Genomic DNA, 18,644 nt, shown 5'->3' with positions numbered 1-18,644 from the left:
CAGTCGTCCCGATCGTCTGCGCCGGGCCGAAACTACTTTCTGTCGGGTAAACCTAGGCAGGGGCGGTCAGCGCGTCAAGAGATGCGACCTTTTCGGTCTTTTCGGTTTTTCGCCGGAGTCGTGCGAGGATCGACGCGGCGGCCCGCCGGGCCCGGAACGGAGGCGCGGTGCCACCACGCAAGCCCACCGGCACCATTACGCTCACCGACGTGGCGGCCGCCGCCGGCGTCTCGATCGCCACCGCCTCCAAGGCGCTCAACGGCCGCGACCAGGTGCGCGCCGAGACCCGCCAGCGCGTGCTGGACGCCGCCGAGGCCCTCTCCTTCACCCCGAACCCGTTCGCGCAGGCCCTCAACTCCCGGCGCACGGGCACCATCGGGATGCTCACCAACGACCTCGACAACCGCTTCGTGCTCCCCGTGCTGCTCGGCGCCGAGGACGCGTTCGGCGCAGGATCGACGTCGGTGCTCCTCTGCGACGCCCGCGGCGACTCGATCCGCGAGCAGCACCACATCAAGAACCTGCTCGCCAAGCGCGTCGACGGGATCGTGGTGCTCGGCCGGACGACGAACCCGCGCCCCTCGATCACCCGCACCATCCCGGTGCCGGTCGTCTACGCCTACGCGCCCTCGGAGGATCCGCGCGACTCCTCCTTCACGCCCGACAACGTGCAGGCCGGCGTCCTCGCCGCCCGCCACCTGATCGAGCGCGGACGGACCAGGATCGCCCTCGTCAACGGCGAGCCGAGCTACACCGCCGCGCACGACCGCGCCCGGGGCGTCGAGCAGGCGCTGACGGAGGCGGGGCTGCCGCTGGTCGGCGGCGGCGTCCTCTTCGGGCAGTGGTCCGAGAGCTGGGGCCGCCAGTGCGCGGAGACGCTGCTGCGCGCGCATCCGGACCTCGACGCGATCATCTGCGCGAGCGACCAGATCGCCCGCGGCACCCTCGACCACCTGCGCGAGACCGGCCGGCGGGTGCCGCAGGACGTGGCCGTCGTCGGCTTCGACAACTGGGACCTCCTCGTCGAGGCCGCCCGCCCGCCGCTCTCGAGCATCGACATGATGCTCGACACGCTCGGCCGCGCCGCCGCGGAGGAGCTCTCGAACGCGATCCACGGACGTCCGACCGCGGGGGTGCAGGCCATGCCCGTCCGCCTCGTGCCGCGGGAGTCCTCCGGCTGACGCCCCCGCCCTCCGCGAGAACGCGGAGGACACCGCCTGCTCAGCGGTGTCCCGACCCTCGGAGCGGCGTCTCGACGCACGAGCGGGCCAGCGCGCATCGGCGAGGACACCGGAGGGACGGGCGGAGCGCGATCGAGGGCGCAGACGTGCGCCGGACCCCTCGGGAGTCCGGCGCACGGCGTGGCGATGATCAGCTGCCGGTGATCAGCCGGGATCAGCTGCCGGTGCGCTCACTGCGGCGTCGGAGGGTGAGGATCAGACCGCCGCCGACCAGGGCGAGCAGGCCCAGCACTCCGGCGGTCGCCGTCGCTGCGGCGTCCACTCCGGTCGAGGCGAGAGCCGGACCGCGGGGACCGTTCGACCCGGACACGGGAACGACCGCGGCTTGGGAGGGCGCCGGTCGCGGCGCTGTGGTCGCGGTCGGAGTGGGCGAGGCCGTGGGCGTCGCGGTCGGCGTGGGGGTGGGGGTCGCCGTCGGCGTGGTGGTGGGAGTCGCCGTCGGAGCCACGGTCGGGGTCGCCGTCGGCGTGGTCGTGGTCGTCGGCGTGACCGTCGGAGCCACGGTGGGCGCGATCGTCGGAGTCACCGTCGGAGTGACGGTGGGCGCGATCGTCGGAGTCACCGTCGGAGCCACGGTGGGCGTGACCGTCGGAGTCACCGTCGGCACGACGGTGGGAGTCACCGTCGGGGTGACGGTGGGAGTCACGGTCGGCGTGACGGTCGGGGTGACAGTGGGTGTGACCGTCGGCGTCACGGTCGGCGCGACGGTGGGGGTCACGGTCGGCGTGATGGTCGGGGTCACCGTCGGAGTGACCGTGGGCGTCGCGGTCGGCGTGACCGTGGGCGTCACGGTCGGCGTGACCGTGGGAGTCACGGTCGGCGTGACGGTCGGGGTGACAGTGGGTGTGACCGTCGGCGTCACGGTCGGCGTGACAGTCGGGGTCACGGTCGGCGTGACCGTCGGGGTCACGGTGGGCGTGACCGTCGGGGTCACGGTGGGCGTGACCGTCGGCGTCACGGTCGGCGTGATGGTCGGAGTCGCCGTCGGCGACGGTCCGCCGTCGGAGGGCTCGCAGCCCGGCTCGGTGAAGTCGTTGGAGTCGAGCGTCACCGCTCCCGAGCGGGCCAGTGCGCGGCCCTCGACGGAGACGCCCGTCGTCACCGTGATCGAGGCCGAGGCGAGCACGGAGCCCACGAAGTCCGAGTCGGTGCCGAGCGTCGCGGAGCTGCCGATCTGCCAGTAGACGTTGCAGGCCTGCGCTCCGTTGATCAGGGCCACCGTGCTCGACGACGCCGTCGTCAGCGTCGACGCGGCGCGGATCACGAAGACCGCCTCGTTGACGCCCTCCGCGTCGAGCGTGAGCGTCCCCGTCACTCCGACCGGTCCGGCCGCGGTGTAGACCCCGGGCTTCAGCGTCCTGCCGCCGATCTCGGCGTCGATCTGCGCGGTCGTCGCCTGCGAGGCGAGCTGTCCGTAGGCGGTGCCCACGTCGGCCTGGGCCTGGGCCGCCTCCGCGTCTCCGCGGTGGATCACTCCGTCCGTCCGTCCGGGCGGGAACCCGGTGACGGCGGTCAGCGGGCTGACCCCGACGCTCTGGTCCAGGACGCTCGACCCCGTGTTCGTCACGGTCGACGCGGCCAGGACGGAGTAGTCCTCCGCCGTGCCGAGGTCGGGAGCAGTGGCCGCCTGCACCGAGACGCCGGCGAAGAGCGCGGCGCCGACGACGGCGAGGACGACACCCGTCCCGATCGCCCTCTTCTGCGGTCCTGCCGATGACGGCGGAGCGAGGTACGAGAGGACACGTGCGGCATGAGGCCAGCGATCTGCCCACGTCAGCGTGAGCTCAATAACCCGAGGTGGGAGGCTCGAACCGTGGGTCGCGCTCCTCGCCCGCGTCTACGCCGCGACCCTGACGGGGGGCAGGATCCGCCGACGGCGTCCCCCGACCCGGGACATGCCCGCCACCGGAGTCCTCGCGCCGGTGACGGCGGACCCGGCCGGCGGAGCGGATCAGCGGTGACGCCCGCGGCACCCGAACCGGTCGGAGTGCTGTGCGTCCCGGGAGCCCTCAGCCGAGAGCCGCCACCCGCTCGATCACGCCCTCGCCCAGCCGGGCGACGTACCCCTCCGGATCCGGCCCGGCCGGCGCCAGCTGCACGTGGTCGATCCCCAGCGCCGCGTACTCCTCCATCGCGCGGACGAAGCCGTCGGGGTCGCCGATCGGATCGCCGCCCCCGGTGATGGTCTTCGTGATCGTCGCGTAGTCGCGCCCGAGGTCGTCGCAGTGCCGCTTCAGCACGTCGAGCTTGTGCGCCACGTCGTCCGCGCCGGTGCCGAACAGGTTGCAGGCGTCGCCGTACTGCGCGACCAGCCGCAGCGTCTTCCTCTCTCCGCCGCCGCCGATGAGGATGGGCGGGCCGGGCTGCTGGATCGGCGCCGGGTGGTTCAGCGTCTCGGCGAGCCGGTAGTGCGTCCCCTCGAACGGCCCGTCGTCGTCGCTCCACATCTGACGGCAGATCCGCAGCGTCTCCTCCAGCCGCTCGAACCGCTCCTTCAGCGGCGGGTACGGCACACCGAGCCCGAGGTGCTCGCGCTCGTACCAGGCGGCGCCGATGCCGAGCATCGCGCGCCCGCCGGAGAGCACGTCGAGGGTGGTGACGATCTTCGCGAGCAGTCCCGGATGGCGGTACGTCACGCCGGTGACGAGGAGCCCCAGCCGCATCCGCTCCGTCCGGCCGGCGACGAAGCCGAGCGAGGTGTAGCCCTCGAGCATCGGATCCTCGCTCGTCGCGAAGTGCTCCATCTGGAAGTAGTGGTCCATCAGCGTGAACCAGGCGCAGCCGACGTCCTCGGCCGTCCGCGCGGTCGCTCCGAGGATCGGCGCGATCTGCGCACTCCCCCCGCGCAGAGTGAAGTTCATGAAGTGAATGCCGAGCTGCACGCGCGTCTCCTGTCGTCCCGGGATGTCCAGGAGCCAGTGTGCGCCGAGCCACCGCTCAACACGCCGACGCGCCCGCCTCTGAGCGGCGTCTCATCCGTTCCGCGGCGTCTCGGCCGATCGCACCCGCCGAGGGGCGGTCGCCCTCACTCGCAGACGCGGAAGCGGTTCCGGTCGAACCCGACGACGTCGCCGACGGCGAGCTGGCGGCCGCGGCGCAGATCGACCTCGCCGTTGACGGTCACCAGCCCCTCGGCGACCGCCTCCTTGGCCTCGCCGCCCGAGAGGATCCCCGCGAACTTGAGGAACTGGCCCAGGCGGATCGACCCGCCGCCCAGCGGGACGTCGACGGGCTCGGGGACGGCAGCGGCGCCCTTCACGTCAGACCGCCGGGATGTCGGCGAAGCGCGAGAAGTGGCCGTGGAAGCCCACGGTCACCGTGCGGGTCGGGCCGTTGCGGTGCTTGGCGACGATGAGGTCGGCCTCGCCCGCGCGCGGGTTGTCCTTCTCGTAGGCGCTCTCGCGGTGCAGGAGGATCACCATGTCGGCGTCCTGCTCGATCGAGCCGGACTCGCGGAGGTCCGAGATCGCGGGGAGCTTGTCGGCGCGCTGCTCGGGGCCTCGGTTCAGCTGCGAGAGCGCGATGACCGGCACCTGCAGCTCCTTCGCGAGGAGCTTGAGGGCACGGGAGAACTCCGAGACCTCCTGCTGGCGGCTCTCGACCTTCTTGCCGGAGGTCATCAGCTGCAGGTAGTCGATGACGACCATCTTGAGCCCGACCCGCTGCTTGAGTCGGCGGCACTTCGCCCGGATCTCGACGAGGGTCATGTTGGGCGAGTCGTCGATGTAGAGCGGCGCGTCGTTGATCCGACCACGGGTGGAGGCGATGGTCGTCCAGTCGCGCTGGTCGACCGTGCCCTTGCGCATGTGCTGCAGCGGCACGGACGCCTCGGCCGAGAGGAGGCGCATCGCGATCTCGCTGCGCCCCATCTCGAGGGAGAAGAAGATCGTGGCCATGTTGTGCTTGATTGCGGCGGCGCGGGCGAAGTCGAGCGCCAGCGTCGACTTTCCGAGCGCGGGGCGCGCGGCGACGATGATCATCTGCCCGGCGTGGAAGCCGTTGGTCAGGTCGTCGAGGTCGGCGAAGCCGGTGGGGACGCCGGTGAAGCTGCCGTCCTTATGAGCGGCCGCCTCGATCTCGTCGATCGCGACGGTCACCGCATCGGTCAGCGGGACGTAGTCCTCCGCCGTCTCGGAGCCGGTGACGTTGTAGATCTCGGCCTGCGCCGTGTTGACCAGGTCGAGCACCTCGCCCTCGCCCTGGTAGCCCATCTGCGCGATGCGGGTGCCCGCCTCGACGAGGCGGCGCAGCAGAGCGCGCTCGGCGACGATGGAGGCGTAGTAGCCGGCGTTGGCCGCGGTGGGGACCATCGAGGTGAGCGTGTGCAGGTAGTCGGCGCCGCCGGCCCGCTGCAGCTCGCCCTGCTTCGTGAGCTCGTCGGTGACCGCGATGACGTCGGTCGGCTCGCCGTGCGAGTAGAGGGCGAGGATCGCGTCGAAGACGATCTCGTGCTTGGGGATGTAGAAGTCGGTGCCCTTGACGCTCTCGACGACGTCGGCGACCGCGTCCTTCGAGAGCAGCATGCCGCCCAGCGCCGACTGCTCGGCGAGGAGGTCGTGCGGAGGGGTCCGCTCGTTCCCGCGCGACTCGCCGCGGTCTCCGCGACCGTCCCGTCCGTCCGAGCCGGGTACCGCCAGGTGCGCGATCGTCATGCCTTCGCCTCCTCCTGTCGGGTGCTGCGCGTCCGGTCGAGCCGGTGCCGGGATCCGGTCTACCAGCGACCTCCGACAGCGGCGCACGGGCGCCTGCCCGCACCCCTCGCGGGGCGCTGCGCCACCCTACGGACCGCCGCCCGCGGCACGCAAACCGCCCTGTGGAGAGAGCTGTGCAGAACCGAGGGGAAACGCCGGGCCCACTGTGGGCAACGTGTGGACAACCCTGTGGGATCAGCGGCCCTCAGCAAGTTTTTTCCGGCTTTTGACCAGGCATTTCCTGCTTTCCACAGGTGTGTGGGGAAAAGAGTCTCAAGACCACAGTGAAGGTTGGTCCCGCCGGAGGGTGTATGTGGATGGAGCTGTGGAGAACGGGAACGACGAAGGGCGGTGCGAGGGGACTCGGAAGTCCCGTCGCACCGCCCTCCGCGGCGTTCTCGCGGCCTTACTTGGCCGCGACCACCTGCAGCTTCACAGTGGCCTGGATGTCGTCGCGCAGACGCACCACGGCCTCGTGCTCGCCGACGTGCTTGATCGCGTTCGAGATGACGATCTTGCGCTTGTCGAGCTCGCCGAATCCGGCCGCCGCCACCGCGTTCGCGATGTCGGAGGTCTTCACCGAGCCGAACAGGCGGCCGTCCTTGCCGGCCTTGACCGTCAGCTTCACGCGGTTGGCCTCGAGGACCTGCTTGGTGTGCTGGGCCTCTTCGATGGTCTTGTGCTCACGGGCGGCTCGCGCCGACTTGATCTGCTCGACCTGCTTCTCGCCACCGCGGGTCCACGCGACGCCGAAGCCCTGCGGGATGAGGTAGTTGCGGGCGAACCCGTTCTTCACGTCGACGACGTCGCCGGCCGAGCCGAGTCCGTCGACCTCGTGGGTCAGGATGACCTTGGACATACCGTTACCTACCTTCCGCTGCCGGCGTAGGGCAGGAGCGCCATCTCGCGGGCGTTCTTGACGGCACGGGCGATGAGGCGCTGCTCCTGAACGGAGACGCCGGTGATACGACGGGCGCGGATCTTCCCGCGCTCCGAGATGAACTTGCGGAGGGTCGCGACGTCCTTGTAGTCGATGACACCCACGCGGACCGACTTCGCGGGGGCCGCGTTCTTCGCGCCCTTGCCGCGGATCGGCTTGCGGCGGTCGCCGCTGCTCTTTCCAGCCATAGTGGTTTCCTTAGATTCTGGTTCGCCCCTGCCCCGCCGCGAGCGATCGCGGTGCGGGGGAGGCGTGATTCAGGTGAGGAGAGCGTCCGAGCCGGGGCTCAGAACGGCGTCTCGTCGTTGTAGCTGCCCGGCGTGCTCCACACGTCGCCACCGGCGGGAGCGCTCGGCGCCCACGGCTCCTCGGCCTGACCGCCACGGTTGCCACCGGCGTTGCCGGAGCCCCCCTGACCGCCGCCGCCGAAGCCGCCCTGGCCGCCGCCGATCTGACCGCCGTTGCCCTGGCCGCCACCGGCCTGGCCGCGTCCGCCTCCACCGGAGGCGCGCGTGACCTGCGCGGTCGCGTAGCGCAGCGAGGGCCCGATCTCGTCGATCTCGAGCTCGATGCTGGTGCGCTTCTCGCCTTCCTTCGTCTCGTAGGAGCGCTGCTTCAGGCGGCCGGTCGCGATGACGCGGCTGCCCTTGGTCAGCGTTCCTGCGACGTTCTCGGCGAACTCGCGCCAGACGGAGGCGCGGAGGAACAGCGCTTCGCCGTCCTTCCAGTCGTTCGCCTGACGGTCGAAGGTGCGCGGCGTGGAGGCGATGGTGAAGTTCGCGACCGCGAGCCCGCCCTGCGTGTAGCGCAGCTCGGGGTCGGCGGTGAGGTTCCCCACCACGGTGATGATCGTCTCGCCGGCCATGAGCGCTACGCCTTGGGAGCGGCCGAGGCCTTGGCAGCCTTGCGGGCGGCCTTCTCGTCGGCGAGCTTCGCGGCGGCCGCGACCTGGGCGATGCCCTCTTCGGCCCGCAGCACCTTGGTGCGCATGACGGCCTCGGACAGCTTCAGCTGACGGTCGAGCTCGTTCGCTGCGGCAGAGGTCGACGTGAAGTCGACGACGGCGTAGATGCCCTCGGACTTCTTGTTGATCTCGTACGCCAGACGACGGCGGCCCCAGACGTCGACCTTGTCGATGGATCCACCATCGGTGCGGATGACGTTGAGGAACTTGTCGAGACTCGGAGCGACGGTGCGCTCATCGATCTCGGGGTCCAGGATGACCATGATCTCGTACTGATGCGTCACTAACCCACCTCCTTCGGACTGAACGGCCACGGTATTTCCGTGACAGGAGGGTATGTAGCATCTGCCCACTCCCGCGGACGCGAGTGCGTCTGGTCGTGGACAACCTGTACAGACTACAACAGGACCGCGGCGACGCGCCGGACGGATCCGCTCGAGGCGCACCATCCCGGGCGCAGGGCGAGGCGAGCACGGGGCCCGGCTCAGCGCCTCAGCGCGACGCCCACCATTCGCGGAGCCGCTGCGTCGCGACCTCCTCGCCGAGCGGACCCTCCTCGAGCCGCAGCTCCAGCAGGAACCGGTACGCCTGCCCGACCGCGGGGCCCGGGGCGAGGCCGAGGATCTCCATGATCCGCGTGCCGTCGAGGTCGGGGCGCTTGGAGGCGAGCTCCTCCTTCTCGGCGAGCTCCGCGATGCGCGCCTCGAGGTCGTCGTAGGCGTGCGCGAGCCGGTCGGCCTTGCGGCGGTTGCGCGTGGTCACGTCGGCGCGGGTGAGGATGTGCAGCCGCTCGAGCAGGGGCCCGGCGTCGGTCACGTAGCGGCGCACCGCGGAGTCGGTCCACGCGCCGTCCGTGTACCCGAAGAAGCGCAGGTGCAGCTCGATGAGACGGGCCACGTCCTTCGTCGTCTGGTTGTCGAACTTCAGGGCGCGCATCCGCTTGATCGCGAGCTTGGAGCCGACCAGGTCGTGGTGGTGGAAGCTCACCGCTCCGGCCGGCTCGAGCCGCCGCGTGGCCGGCTTGCCGATGTCGTGCAGGAGAGCGGCGAGCCGCAGCACCACGTCCGGCGCGGCTCCAGGGTGCCGCGACTCCTCCAGCGCGATCGCCTGCTCCAGCACGGTGAGGCTGTGGGTGTAGACGTCCTTGTGGTGGTGGTGCTCGTCCTGCTCCAGGCGCAGCGCGGGCAGCTCCGGGAGGAAGCGACCGGCCAGACCGGTGTCGACGAGCAGCTCCAGGCCGGCACGGGGCGAGGCGGTCGCGAGGAGCTTCCGCAGCTCCTCCTGCACGCGCTCCGCCGAGACGTCGTCGATCCGGCCGGCGAGCTCGGCCATCGCCCACTCGACCTCGTCGGTGGTGCGGAAGCCGAGCTGCGAGGTGAAGCGCGCGCCGCGGAGCATCCGGAGCGGATCGTCGCCGAAGGAGAGGTCGGCGGGGGAGGGGGTGCGCAGCCGGCCGGCGAGCAGGTCCTCCACTCCTCCCGAGGGATCGACGAGGACGACCTCCGGGAGCCGCAGCGCCATCGCGTTGACCGTGAAGTCGCGCCGCACCAGGTCGCCCTCGAGCGAGTCGCCGAACTCGACCTCGGGCTTGCGGCTCACCCCGTCGTAGCTGTCGCTGCGGTAGGTCGTGATCTCGACCGTCTCGCCGGCCACGCGAGCGCCGATCGTGCCGAAGGCCCGGCCGATGTCCCAGTGCGCCTCGGCGATCGGAGCGACGATCCGCACGATGTCGTCGGGGCGTGCGGAGGTGGTGAAGTCGAGGTCGTGCACGCCGTGGCCGAGGAAGGCGTCGCGGACCGGGCCGCCGACCAGCGCGAGCTCGTGGCCCTGGGCTGCGAACGCCTCCGCCAGCCGCGTCACCGTGGGCGTCCCCGCGAGCGCGCGGAGGGTCTCGAGAGCGGTCTGGACGCTGTGCATTCGCACGATCCTAGTGGCGGGGGGTGTCCCGTCAGCGGGTGACCGTGCCAGGGGGTTACAGGGGTATCCGCGTGCACAGCGGACGCACCGCCTGCCCCGAGGAGGGCTGCCCGTAGAATCACCCGCATGGAGGCCGAGTGAGTCCGATGCATCGGCGCGACCCCTCCCTCCGCTCCCGCCGCTCGCGGGCGGCCCTCCTCCTGCTCCGCTCGGCAGGTGCCGCCGCCCTCGCGCTCGGCCTGACCGGCGTGGCCTCCCCCGCCCTCGCGGCCCCGGTCGCCGCCGCGACGGCGACCTCGACGCCCGCTCCCGGCATCGTCACCACGACCGCGGGGGCCGGCAGCGACGGCGTCCTGCGGCCCGGCCAGGACCTCGAGCTCTCGATCGCCGTGCGCAACGGCACCACCGAGGCGATCGACAGCGCCGACGTGACGGTCGCCCTCTCCTACGCCACCCTCGACACCCGCGCGGAGCTGCACGACTGGCTCGACGCCGAGGCCGACAACGACACCGACCCGGTCCGTGCGACCGCCCAGCTGCGCCTGCTGCCCTCCAGCACCGCCGAGGCCGGCCTCACCGTGCCGGTCGACCAGATCCCCTTCTCCAACGACCGGACCGCCCTCGGCACCCACGCCGTCCTCGTCACGGTCACCGGTCCGGGTGGTGTCGTCTCGACCGCCCGCACGGCCGTCGAGCTGACCGACGACGCGGCGGCCCCGGAGCGCGAGACCGGCGTCAGCGTCCTCGTCCCGCTCACCGTCCCGGACACGGCCGACGGCCTGCTCTCGGCCGAGGCCCTCGCCGACTACACCGACGGCACGGGGACCCTCACCCGGCAGCTCGACGCGGTCGCGGGGAAGGGCGTCACGATCGGGGTCGACCCGCGCATCCTCGCCTCGATCCGCATCCTCGGCAGCGCCGCTCCGGAGTCGGCCCTCGACTGGCTCGACCGGCTGCAGTCCGTGCCGAACGAGCGCTTCGCCCTGCCGTACGCCGACGCCGACGTCTCGGCCCAGGCGCAGGCCGGGCTCTCCGCGCTCCTCTCTCCCACCTCCTTCGAGTACGCGATCGACGACACCCGCTTCGCCGCGGTCCCCGGCACCGCCAGCCCGGCGCCCACGGTCGCCGTCGACTCCGACCAGCCGGCCGAGGAGCTGCCGGCGCGTCCGAGCACCGAGTCGCTGCTCGCCTCCGACTGGAGCACCTCCCTCGGCAGCGTCGCGTGGCCCGACGAGGGCACCCTCCGGGGGTCGGACCTCGACGTCTACGCGGCCAGCGGAGTGAACCGCACGGTCGTCCCCTCCTCCGGTCTCCTGCTGCCGGAGGAGGTGACCACGACCTCGCGCGCCACCGTCGGCGACTCGGACCTGGTCGTGGCCGACTCGCGCCTCACCGAGGCGTTCGACGCGGCCGCCACCGCCACCGACGACACCGAGTGGCGCGCCCGCATGTCCGAGATCGCCACCGATCTCGCCGAGGTGCAGGAGGAGGGGACCGCGCCGGACGTCGTGCTCACCCTCGGCCGCGGCTCGGCGATCGGCGCCGCGCGCCTCTCCGAGACCCTCGACGCGATCGAGTCGCTGCCCTGGGCCCGCGGAGTCGCCCTCTCCACCGCCCTCGCCGTCCCCGCGACCGAGGGCGCGAGCGTCGTCGACTCGCCGGAGTCGGAGTCGCGGCTCGACCGGGTGCGCGACCTGCTCGACGCCGGCTCCGAGGTCGAGGCGTTCTCCTCCGTGCTGCAGGAGCCGGAGCTGCTGTCGGGCAAGAGCCGCAACGACGTGCTGGCGCTGCTCTCGGTGACCTGGCGCGGAGACGGCAGCGGCTGGGGCGACGCCGTCGGCGCGGCCATGACCGAGGCCGACCGGACGCTCTCGCTGGTGTCGATCGACGCGACCGGCAGCATCCTGCAGGTCTCCCGCGACTCGAGCATCCCCGTGTACGTCCGCAACGAGCTCCCCTGGCCGATCGCCGTCCGCATCCAGGCCTCGACCTCGAACGCCGTCCTCGACATCGACGAGGAGGCGATCGAGACCACCGAGATCGACGCCCGCTCGCAGGGCCGCGTCCTCATCCCCGTGAAGGCCCGGGTCGGCAACGGCGAGACGAGCCTCGGCCTGCAGCTGACCTCGGCGCAGGGCGTCCCCATCGGCACCCCCACGGGCATGACGACCAGCGTCCGCGCCGACTGGGAGACCGTCGGCACCCTGGTCATCGGGATCGCGCTCGTCGTCGTCTTCGGAGCCGGCATCCTCCGCAACATCCGCCGTCGCCGTCGAGGCGACACCCCTGAGGACGAGGAGGACCCGAACGCCGTGCTCGAGGTCCAGCCCGACCTCGACGACCAGCGATCGGACCCGCGTGGCTAGCTTCTCCCTCGGACGCGCGAGCGCCGTCCTCGCCTCCGGCACGATGGTCTCGCGGATCCTCGGCTTCGTCATGTCGATCGTCATGGCGAACACGATCGGAGCCGCGGTCGCGCCGGGCGCGGACGCCTTCACGACGGCGAACCTGCTGCCCAACACGATCTACTCGATCATCGCGGGCGGCGCTCTGAACGCCGTCCTCGTCCCGCAGATCGTGCGGGCGGGCCTCGACGCCGACGGCGGCCGCGGCTACATCAACCGCCTGCTGACCCTGGCGCTCGGCCTGCTCCTGGTGACCACGATCGCCGCCACGGTCCTCGCTCCCCTGCTCGTGCGCCTCTACGCGCCCGGCTACGGACCGGAGCAGTACCAGCTGGCCGTCGCCTTCGCGTTCTGGTGCCTGCCGCAGGTCTTCTTCTACGGCCTCTTCACGATCCTCGGCGAGGTGCTCAACGCCCGCGGCTCGTTCGGCCCCTTCACCTGGGCGCCCGTGCTGAACAACGTCGTGGTGATCGCCGGGCTCGTCGCCTTCATGGTGCTGTTCGGCGCCGATCCGGAGGGGAACCGTCCGGTCGACTCGTGGTCCCCGGCGATGGTCACCCTCCTCGGCGGGAGCGCGACACTGGGCATCGTCGTCCAGTCGCTGTTCCTGATGCTCTTCTGGCGGAGGGTCGGCCTCAGCTACCGCCCCGACTTCCGCTTCCGGGGCGTCGGTCTCGGCACGGCCGGGCGGATGTCGCTGTGGTCGTTCGCCACGGTGCTGCTGACCATCGTCGCCGGCATCGTCGAGAGCCAGGTCTCCTCCACCGCGTCCGGCGAGGGGCCCTCGGCCGCGGCGCTGCAGAAGGCGTGGCTGATCTTCATGCTGCCCCACTCGGTCATCGCGATCTCGATCGCCATGGCCTACTTCACCAAGATGAGCGGCCACACCGCGCGGGGGGAGATGAAGGAGTTCCGCTCGGACGTCTCCACCTCGCTCCGCCTGGTACTGATGATGCTCGTCTTCGCCGCCGCCGCGATCGTCGTGGTCGCAGTGCCGTTCGGCTCCGTCTTCACCGACTCGTTCGCGGACGCGCAGGCCATCGGAGCGATCGCCATGGCCTACGTGATCGCCCTGCCGCTGTTCTCCTCGATCGCCATCATGCAGCGCGCGTTCTACGCCCTGAGCGACGGAGCGCGGCCGTTCCTGTTCACCCTGGTGCAGGTCGTCGTGGCGGTCGCCGGGTACCTGATCGTGCTCCGGCTCCCCGCCGACCGCACCGCCGTCGGCATCGCCGCTGCGACCTCGCTCGGCATCTGCGTGCAGGCCCTCGTGGCGGCCCTCCTCCTGCGCCGCCGGCTCGGCGGCCGCGGAGGCAGGCGGATCCTCGTCAGGCTCGCGCAGTTCGTCCTCGCCGCGGTGCCCTCCGCCGCCGCCGGCTACGGCGTCCTGGTCGCCCTCGGCGGCACGCGCGCGGGCGGTTTCGCCGTCTCGAACTACGTGGAGCCGCTGCTCTCGATGGCCGCGATCGGCACCGTGATGGCGCTCGTCTACTTCGCGGTCCTCTGGTTCCTCCGGGTGCCGGAGCTGCGCGCCGTCCTCGCTCCGGTGCTCCGCCGACTGGGCCGCTGATGCTGCTCCGGTAAAAGCCCGGTCAGAGTGCATTTCCTGGGCTGCTGCATCGAGCGGCGCGTGGCACGACCGGCACTCCCGGGCCCGCGGAATAGTGCCCGCCTAGGATGTGTTGTAGCCCACGGAGCCGCGGAACGATTCGAGCGACCGGCTCCGGGTGCTCGGCTCCCGCCCCACCCGTCACCGCTCGTACAGACCCCGAGGAGTTGCCGTGCGCGACATCGTCATCATCGGATCCGGCCCCGCCGGCTGGACCGCCGCCATCTACGCGGCGCGCGCCGAGCTGCACCCGGTGGTCGTGGCCTCGTCGGTCGAGATCGGCGGCGACCTGATGAACACGACGGACGTCGAGAACTTCCCCGGCTTCCCCGACGGCGTCCTCGGCCCCGAGCTGATGACCTCGATGCAGGCGCAGGCCGAGAAGTTCGGCGCGGAGACCTTCTACGACGACGTCACCTCCCTCGATCTCGAGGGCGAGGTCAAGACCGTCCACCTCGGCTCCGGCGAGAGCATCGAGGCGAAGACCGTCGTCGTCGCGACCGGATCCGCGTACCGCAAGCTGGGCCTCCACGACGAGGACCGCCTGTCGGGACACGGCGTCTCGTGGTGCGCCACCTGCGACGGCTTCTTCTTCAAGGGGAAGACCATCGCCGTCGTCGGCGGAGGCGACTCCGCCATGGAGGAGGCGACCTTCCTCACCAAGCACGCCGCGAAGGTCTATGTGATCCACCGTAAGGACTCGCTCCGCGCCTCGAAGGTCATGCAGAAGCGCGCCTTCGACAACGACAGGATCGAGTTCATCTGGAACGCCGAGGTCACCGGCATCACCGGCGAGAACCACGTCGACGGCGTGAAGCTGCGTGACACGGTCGACGGCACCGAGTCCCACCTCGACCTCGACGGCCTGTTCATCGCGATCGGCAACGACCCGCGCACGCACGTCGTGCACGGCAAGCTCGACCTCACCACCGAGGGCACCATCTCGGTGGTCGGCCGCTCCTCCCAGACCTCCGTTCCCGGCGTCTTCGCCGCGGGCGACGTGATCGACCCGACCTACCGTCAGGCCGTCACCGCCGCGGCATCCGGAACGGTCGCCGCCCTCGACGCGGAGCACTACCTCGCTTCGCTCGCCGATGGCACCGCCCACACCGAAGGCTCACCCCGGGCCGAGCTCATCACCCGCTGACCGTCCGGTCATCGCACATCGGAGCCGGCAGCCCGCCGACTCGTGAAGGAGAGAACACCATGTCCACCGCGAAGAGCGTCACCGACGCATCGTTCCAGTCCGACGTCCTCGACTCCGAGAAGACCGTCCTGGTCGACTTCTGGGCCGAGTGGTGCGGCCCCTGCCGCATGGTCGCACCGATCCTCGACCAGATCTCGGCCGAGCACGGCGACAAGATCGAGATCGTCAAGCTGAACGTCGACGAGAACCCGCAGACCGCCGCGAAGTACCAGATCACGTCGATCCCGGCGATGAAGGTGTACCAGAAGGGCGAGGTCGTGAAGACCGTCATCGGCGCCAAGCCGAAGCCGGCCCTCGAGGCCGACCTGGCCGCGTTCCTCTGAGTTCGCACTCCTGACCGCCCTCTGCGGTCTCCGAGAGCCCCTGTCACGTCGTGACGGGGGCTCTCCTCGTTCCCGGAACTGTTTCACGTGAAACAGCCGCGCTGGGGCGCAGGCCACGATCCCTGCACTGGCGCCCGACCGCCCCGCCGCAGCACAGGACCGGCCGGTACTGTGGATCCACCCGGCTCCGGCCGGAGAGACCCTGTCCACCGAGCGAAGCGGAACCATCGTGACCAACCGCGGCACCAACCTCGACCCCTGGTACAACTCCTATGCGGAGCGCACGGCCGGTCTTGCCGCCAGCGAGGTCCGAGCCCTGTTCGCCGTCGCGTCACGCCCCGAGGTGGTCTCGCTCGCCGGCGGCATGCCGTTCGTGTCCGCGCTCCCCCAGGAACTGGTGACCGGCGCCATCGACACAGTGATGCGGGAGCAGGGGCCCGTCGCGCTGCAGTACGGGTCGGGCCAGGGCGTCCCCGTCCTGCGCGAGCAGATCCTCGACGTCATGGCCCTCGAGGGCATCTCCGCCAGCGCGGACGACATCGTGGTCACCACGGGCTCTCAGCACGCCCTGGAGCTCGTTTCAAAGCTGTTCCTGGACCCGGGGAACGTCGTCCTCTCCGAGGGCCCCAGCTACGTCACGGCGATGGTCATCTTCCGGTCGTACCAGGCCGAGGTCGAGCACGTCCCGATGGACGAGCACGGGCTCATCCCCGCAGCCCTCCGCGAGCACATCGCCCGCGTGCGCGCCGCCGGGAAGACGATCAAGTTCCTGTACACGATCCCCACCTTCCACAACCCCGCAGGCGTGACCCTCAGCTGGGAGCGCCGCGTCGAGATCCTCGAGATCTGCAAGTCCGAGGGAATCCTCGTGCTCGAGGACAACCCGTACGGCCTCCTCTACTTCGAGGACGTCCCGCCGAAGGCGATGCGCTCGCTGGAGGAGGACGGAGTGATCTACCTCGGCACGTTCTCGAAGACGCTCGCTCCCGGCTTCCGGGTGGGCTGGGCTCTCGCTCCGCACGCGATCCGCGAGCGGCTGATCCTCGCCAACGAGGCGGCCGTCCTCAGTCCGTCGTCCTTCAGCCAGCTGGTCATCTCGAAGTACCTCGAGACGGCCGACTGGCGCGGACAGATCGACACCTTCCGCGGCGTCTACCGTGAGCGGAAGGAAGCGATGCTGAAGGGCCTGCAGACCCATCTGCCCGGCCTCAGCTGGACGAACCCGAACGGCGGCTTCTACGTCTGGGTCACGCTGCCCGAGGAGCTCGACTCCAAGGCGATGCTGCCGCGCGCGGTGAAGGAGCTCGTCGCTTACACGCCGGGCACTGCGTTCTACGGCAACGGAGACGGACGTCAGAACATCCGCCTCTCGTTCTGCTACCCGACGCCGGAGCGGATCGGTGACGGCATCCGCCGCCTCGCCACGGTCATCAACGGGGAGCTCGATCTGCTGTCGACCTTCGCGGGCACGGGCCGGCTGAGCAGCGCCGACGCGAGCAAGCGCGACGCCGTCCTGCCGCCGAACGTCTCCTGACACCGCTCCTTCGATAAGAAAGCCCTGGTCATGACTGATTTCTCTGTGCTCGACCGTACTCTCGACATCGTCGTCATCAGCGGCGGCATCAGCCACGAGCGCGATGTCTCCCTGCGGTCGGGCCGTCGCGTGGCGGATCGTCTCTCCGCGATGGGCCACCGCGTCTCCCTGCACGAACCGGACGCCGGTCTTCTCTCGATGCTCCTGCAGAAGCGTCCCGACGTCGTCTGGCCCGCAGTGCACGGGGCGAGCGGTGAGGACGGTGCGCTCCTCGGGCTCCTCGAAGCGGCGGGCTTCGCCTACGTCGGCTCGCAGACGGACGCGGCGCGCTTGGCCTGGTTCAAGCCCACCGCGAAGACGCTCGTCGCTCGCGCCGGCTTCTCGACCCCGCGCTCCGTCACCCTCCCCCGCGAGACCTTCCGCGAGCTCGGAGCAGCCGGGATCCTGGAGCTTGTCGAAGCGCACCTGCCCGGCTCCCTCGTGGTGAAGCCCGCTCAGGGCGGTTCGGCCCAGGGCGTCAGCATCGTGTCGGAGTCATCGCAGCTCCCGCGAGCGATGGTGGAGGCGTACACCTACGGCGACGTCGTGCTCATCGAACAGCAGATCCATGGGATCGAGGTCTCCGTCGGTGTTCTCGACCTCGGTGACGGTCCTTTCGCCCTGCCGCCTGTCGAGATCGCACCCGTCGCGGGCCAGTACACCTTCGAGGCGCGCTACAACGCGGGGGAGACGCACTTCTACACGCCGGCACGGATCTCGCCGGAGATCACGGAGGAGGTGTCCCGCGTGGCCGTTGCGATCCACGAACTGCTGGGACTCCGCCACCTGTCGCGGCTCGACTTCATCATCGACGACGCCGGACTCCCCTGGTTCTTCGACGCGAACGTCCTTCCTGGAATGACCGAGACCTCACTCGTTCCCCAGGCTATCGAGGCGTCCGGCCGCTACCTCGGCGACGTCTACTCCACCCTCGCGAAGCTCGCAGCCTCCTGACTCCATACCGTTTCACGTGAAACGGTCGTCCGCTGCGCGTACGCTCCTGATCACGTGGCTGCTGAGTTCTGAACGAGTACTCGAATCCATGCCAGACGAGTAATTGCGTCGCGGCCGATCAGGACCCTCTATCGCCGCCTTCTCCCTACAATGCGGGTCGAGTAGCCGCTCAATAACGGGTCCACGTCTTCATCAGCAGACCAGTAGTGGCAACCCGGGGAAGAACCCGAGGCCGCGTATCGACTCCCACCAACATTAGCCATCTGTCGCCGCGCCGGTCGATTATCCGCAGATCAGCGTGGTATATCCCGCCCCCGCCGCCACCTTTTCACCAGGCTTACGGGCATCCATCGCCACCTGGTCCTCGTCGTCATGCTCGTCGAGTAGACGCATTGCCGCGTATCGAGACCCGGCCACCCCCAGTGGGTACCTGGTGAGCGTTGCTTGGAGCGATGTATCCACGCCCACTGTCTGGCCATATCCGCAGACCTAGCGGTGAGGAGCAGTTGTGCGTCGAATCGAGGCTCACCACGATCGCCGCCCGCGCCATCTCTGCAGAGACACAACATGGTCGATCGACGCTGATCGACACCAGCCAGCCGTCGCCATGCTGGTCGAGTAGCCACAATGCAACGTATCGAGACCCACGGCCCGAAGGGACCCCTATCGCTTGGTTCTCCGACCTCAACTCCGCCTCGGGCGGGTGGTGTTTCAATCTCGGCTGGTCAGGCGAGCAATCTCTTTCGAGCATTGCGGTCGAAGTCGGTCCCACGATGATCCGCATGGGCGTCCAACGTTTTCGGCAGGGGCGTTTCACGTG

General features: G+C 70.4%; 16 protein-coding genes. 7 read left to right on the top strand and 9 right to left on the bottom strand.

Annotated features, from left to right (window positions below; genetic code table 11):
• Window positions 1–167 precede the first annotated feature (167 nt).
• A complete protein-coding gene (locus C5D66_RS06820; protein ID WP_104225800.1) occupies window positions 168–1,181 on the top strand; it encodes a LacI family DNA-binding transcriptional regulator in 1,014 nt (337 codons plus the stop codon).
• 214 nt (window positions 1,182–1,395) lie between these two features.
• Here C5D66_RS06820 and C5D66_RS17360 read toward each other — a convergent pair whose 3' ends face one another.
• The 9 genes from C5D66_RS17360 to C5D66_RS06775 form a co-directional block, all read right to left on the bottom strand.
• A complete protein-coding gene (locus C5D66_RS17360; protein ID WP_219814507.1) occupies window positions 1,396–2,874 on the bottom strand; it encodes an ice-binding family protein in 1,479 nt (492 codons plus the stop codon).
• Window positions 2,875–3,250: 376 nt separating this feature from the next.
• Complete coding sequence (locus tag C5D66_RS06810) at window positions 3,251–4,123, bottom strand: LLM class F420-dependent oxidoreductase (RefSeq protein ID WP_374952916.1); 873 nt, start codon at window positions 4,121–4,123, stop codon at window positions 3,251–3,253.
• Between the two features lie 143 nt (window positions 4,124–4,266).
• Entirely contained in the window at window positions 4,267–4,500 is a 234-nt protein-coding gene (locus C5D66_RS06805; RefSeq protein ID WP_104255635.1) for an RNA-binding S4 domain-containing protein, read from the bottom strand.
• Between the two features lies 1 nt (window position 4,501).
• A complete protein-coding gene (gene dnaB, locus C5D66_RS06800; RefSeq protein ID WP_104225797.1) occupies window positions 4,502–5,893 on the bottom strand; it encodes a replicative DNA helicase in 1,392 nt (463 codons plus the stop codon).
• Between the two features lie 445 nt (window positions 5,894–6,338).
• Window positions 6,339–6,791 (bottom strand): 50S ribosomal protein L9, encoded by a 453-nt coding sequence (gene rplI / locus C5D66_RS06795; RefSeq protein ID WP_104222692.1) that lies wholly within the window; start codon window positions 6,789–6,791, stop codon window positions 6,339–6,341.
• A gap of 8 nt (window positions 6,792–6,799) precedes the next feature.
• The gene (rpsR, locus tag C5D66_RS06790; protein ID WP_055784551.1) at window positions 6,800–7,060 is read right to left on the bottom strand and encodes a 30S ribosomal protein S18; all 261 of its coding nucleotides are present in this window, start codon (window positions 7,058–7,060) and stop codon (window positions 6,800–6,802) included.
• Window positions 7,061–7,158: 98 nt separating this feature from the next.
• Window positions 7,159–7,737 carry a single-stranded DNA-binding protein gene (locus C5D66_RS06785; RefSeq protein ID WP_104222691.1) on the bottom strand — a complete coding sequence of 193 codons (579 nt, stop codon included), beginning with the start codon at window positions 7,735–7,737 and terminating at the stop codon, window positions 7,159–7,161.
• Between the two features lie 5 nt (window positions 7,738–7,742).
• Window positions 7,743–8,120: a 30S ribosomal protein S6 gene (rpsF, locus tag C5D66_RS06780; RefSeq protein ID WP_068207796.1), complete on the bottom strand. Its 378-nt coding sequence runs from the start codon at window positions 8,118–8,120 to the stop codon at window positions 7,743–7,745.
• Window positions 8,121–8,328: 208 nt separating this feature from the next.
• Entirely contained in the window at window positions 8,329–9,753 is a 1,425-nt protein-coding gene (locus tag C5D66_RS06775) for a CCA tRNA nucleotidyltransferase (RefSeq protein WP_104222690.1), read from the bottom strand.
• 146 nt (window positions 9,754–9,899) lie between these two features.
• Between C5D66_RS06775 and C5D66_RS06770 the strand changes: the two genes are divergently transcribed.
• The 6 genes from C5D66_RS06770 (at window position 9,900) to C5D66_RS06745 (ending at window position 17,824) form a co-directional block, all read left to right on the top strand.
• Window positions 9,900–12,119: a DUF6049 family protein gene (locus C5D66_RS06770; protein ID WP_104255636.1), complete on the top strand. Its 2,220-nt coding sequence runs from the start codon at window positions 9,900–9,902 to the stop codon at window positions 12,117–12,119.
• Complete coding sequence (gene murJ, locus C5D66_RS06765) at window positions 12,112–13,728, top strand: murein biosynthesis integral membrane protein MurJ (RefSeq protein ID WP_258064653.1); 1,617 nt, start codon at window positions 12,112–12,114, stop codon at window positions 13,726–13,728. The genes C5D66_RS06770 and murJ overlap by 8 nt, the downstream gene beginning before the upstream one ends.
• Before the next feature lie 211 nt (window positions 13,729–13,939).
• Window positions 13,940–14,914, top strand: a complete 975-nt coding sequence (trxB, locus tag C5D66_RS06760; protein ID WP_104222688.1) for a thioredoxin-disulfide reductase — start codon at window positions 13,940–13,942, stop codon at window positions 14,912–14,914.
• 59 nt (window positions 14,915–14,973) lie between these two features.
• Window positions 14,974–15,297 carry a thioredoxin gene (trxA, locus tag C5D66_RS06755; RefSeq protein WP_104222687.1) on the top strand — a complete coding sequence of 108 codons (324 nt, stop codon included), beginning with the start codon at window positions 14,974–14,976 and terminating at the stop codon, window positions 15,295–15,297.
• A gap of 229 nt (window positions 15,298–15,526) precedes the next feature.
• Complete coding sequence (locus C5D66_RS06750) at window positions 15,527–16,831, top strand: PLP-dependent aminotransferase family protein (protein ID WP_104255637.1); 1,305 nt, start codon at window positions 15,527–15,529, stop codon at window positions 16,829–16,831.
• A 30-nt stretch (window positions 16,832–16,861) separates the two neighbouring features.
• The gene (locus C5D66_RS06745) at window positions 16,862–17,824 is read left to right on the top strand and encodes an ATP-grasp domain-containing protein (RefSeq protein ID WP_104326821.1); all 963 of its coding nucleotides are present in this window, start codon (window positions 16,862–16,864) and stop codon (window positions 17,822–17,824) included.
• Window positions 17,825–18,644 lie beyond the last annotated feature (820 nt).

It is taken from the genome of Rathayibacter sp. AY1B4 (genome assembly GCF_002932815.1).
Classification (GTDB): Bacteria; Actinomycetota; Actinomycetes; order Actinomycetales; family Microbacteriaceae; genus Rathayibacter.
Note: the sequence above shows the minus strand (reverse complement) of the source record. Positions and strands in the feature narration are given on the sequence as shown.

Coding starts and splice junctions, on each gene's coding strand:
- dnaB (WP_104225797.1), bottom strand. CDS start 5,893: ATGACGATCGCGCACCTGGCGGTACCCGGCTCGGACGGACGGGACGGT.
- rplI (WP_104222692.1), bottom strand. CDS start 6,791: ATGTCCAAGGTCATCCTGACCCACGAGGTCGACGGACTCGGCTCGGCC.
- rpsR (WP_055784551.1), bottom strand. CDS start 7,060: ATGGCTGGAAAGAGCAGCGGCGACCGCCGCAAGCCGATCCGCGGCAAG.
- C5D66_RS06785 (WP_104222691.1), bottom strand. CDS start 7,737: ATGGCCGGCGAGACGATCATCACCGTGGTGGGGAACCTCACCGCCGAC.
- C5D66_RS06775 (WP_104222690.1), bottom strand. CDS start 9,753: ATGCACAGCGTCCAGACCGCTCTCGAGACCCTCCGCGCGCTCGCGGGG.
- C5D66_RS06770 (WP_104255636.1), top strand. CDS start 9,900: ATGCATCGGCGCGACCCCTCCCTCCGCTCCCGCCGCTCGCGGGCGGCC.
- trxA (WP_104222687.1), top strand. CDS start 14,974: ATGTCCACCGCGAAGAGCGTCACCGACGCATCGTTCCAGTCCGACGTC.
- C5D66_RS06745 (WP_104326821.1), top strand. CDS start 16,862: ATGACTGATTTCTCTGTGCTCGACCGTACTCTCGACATCGTCGTCATC.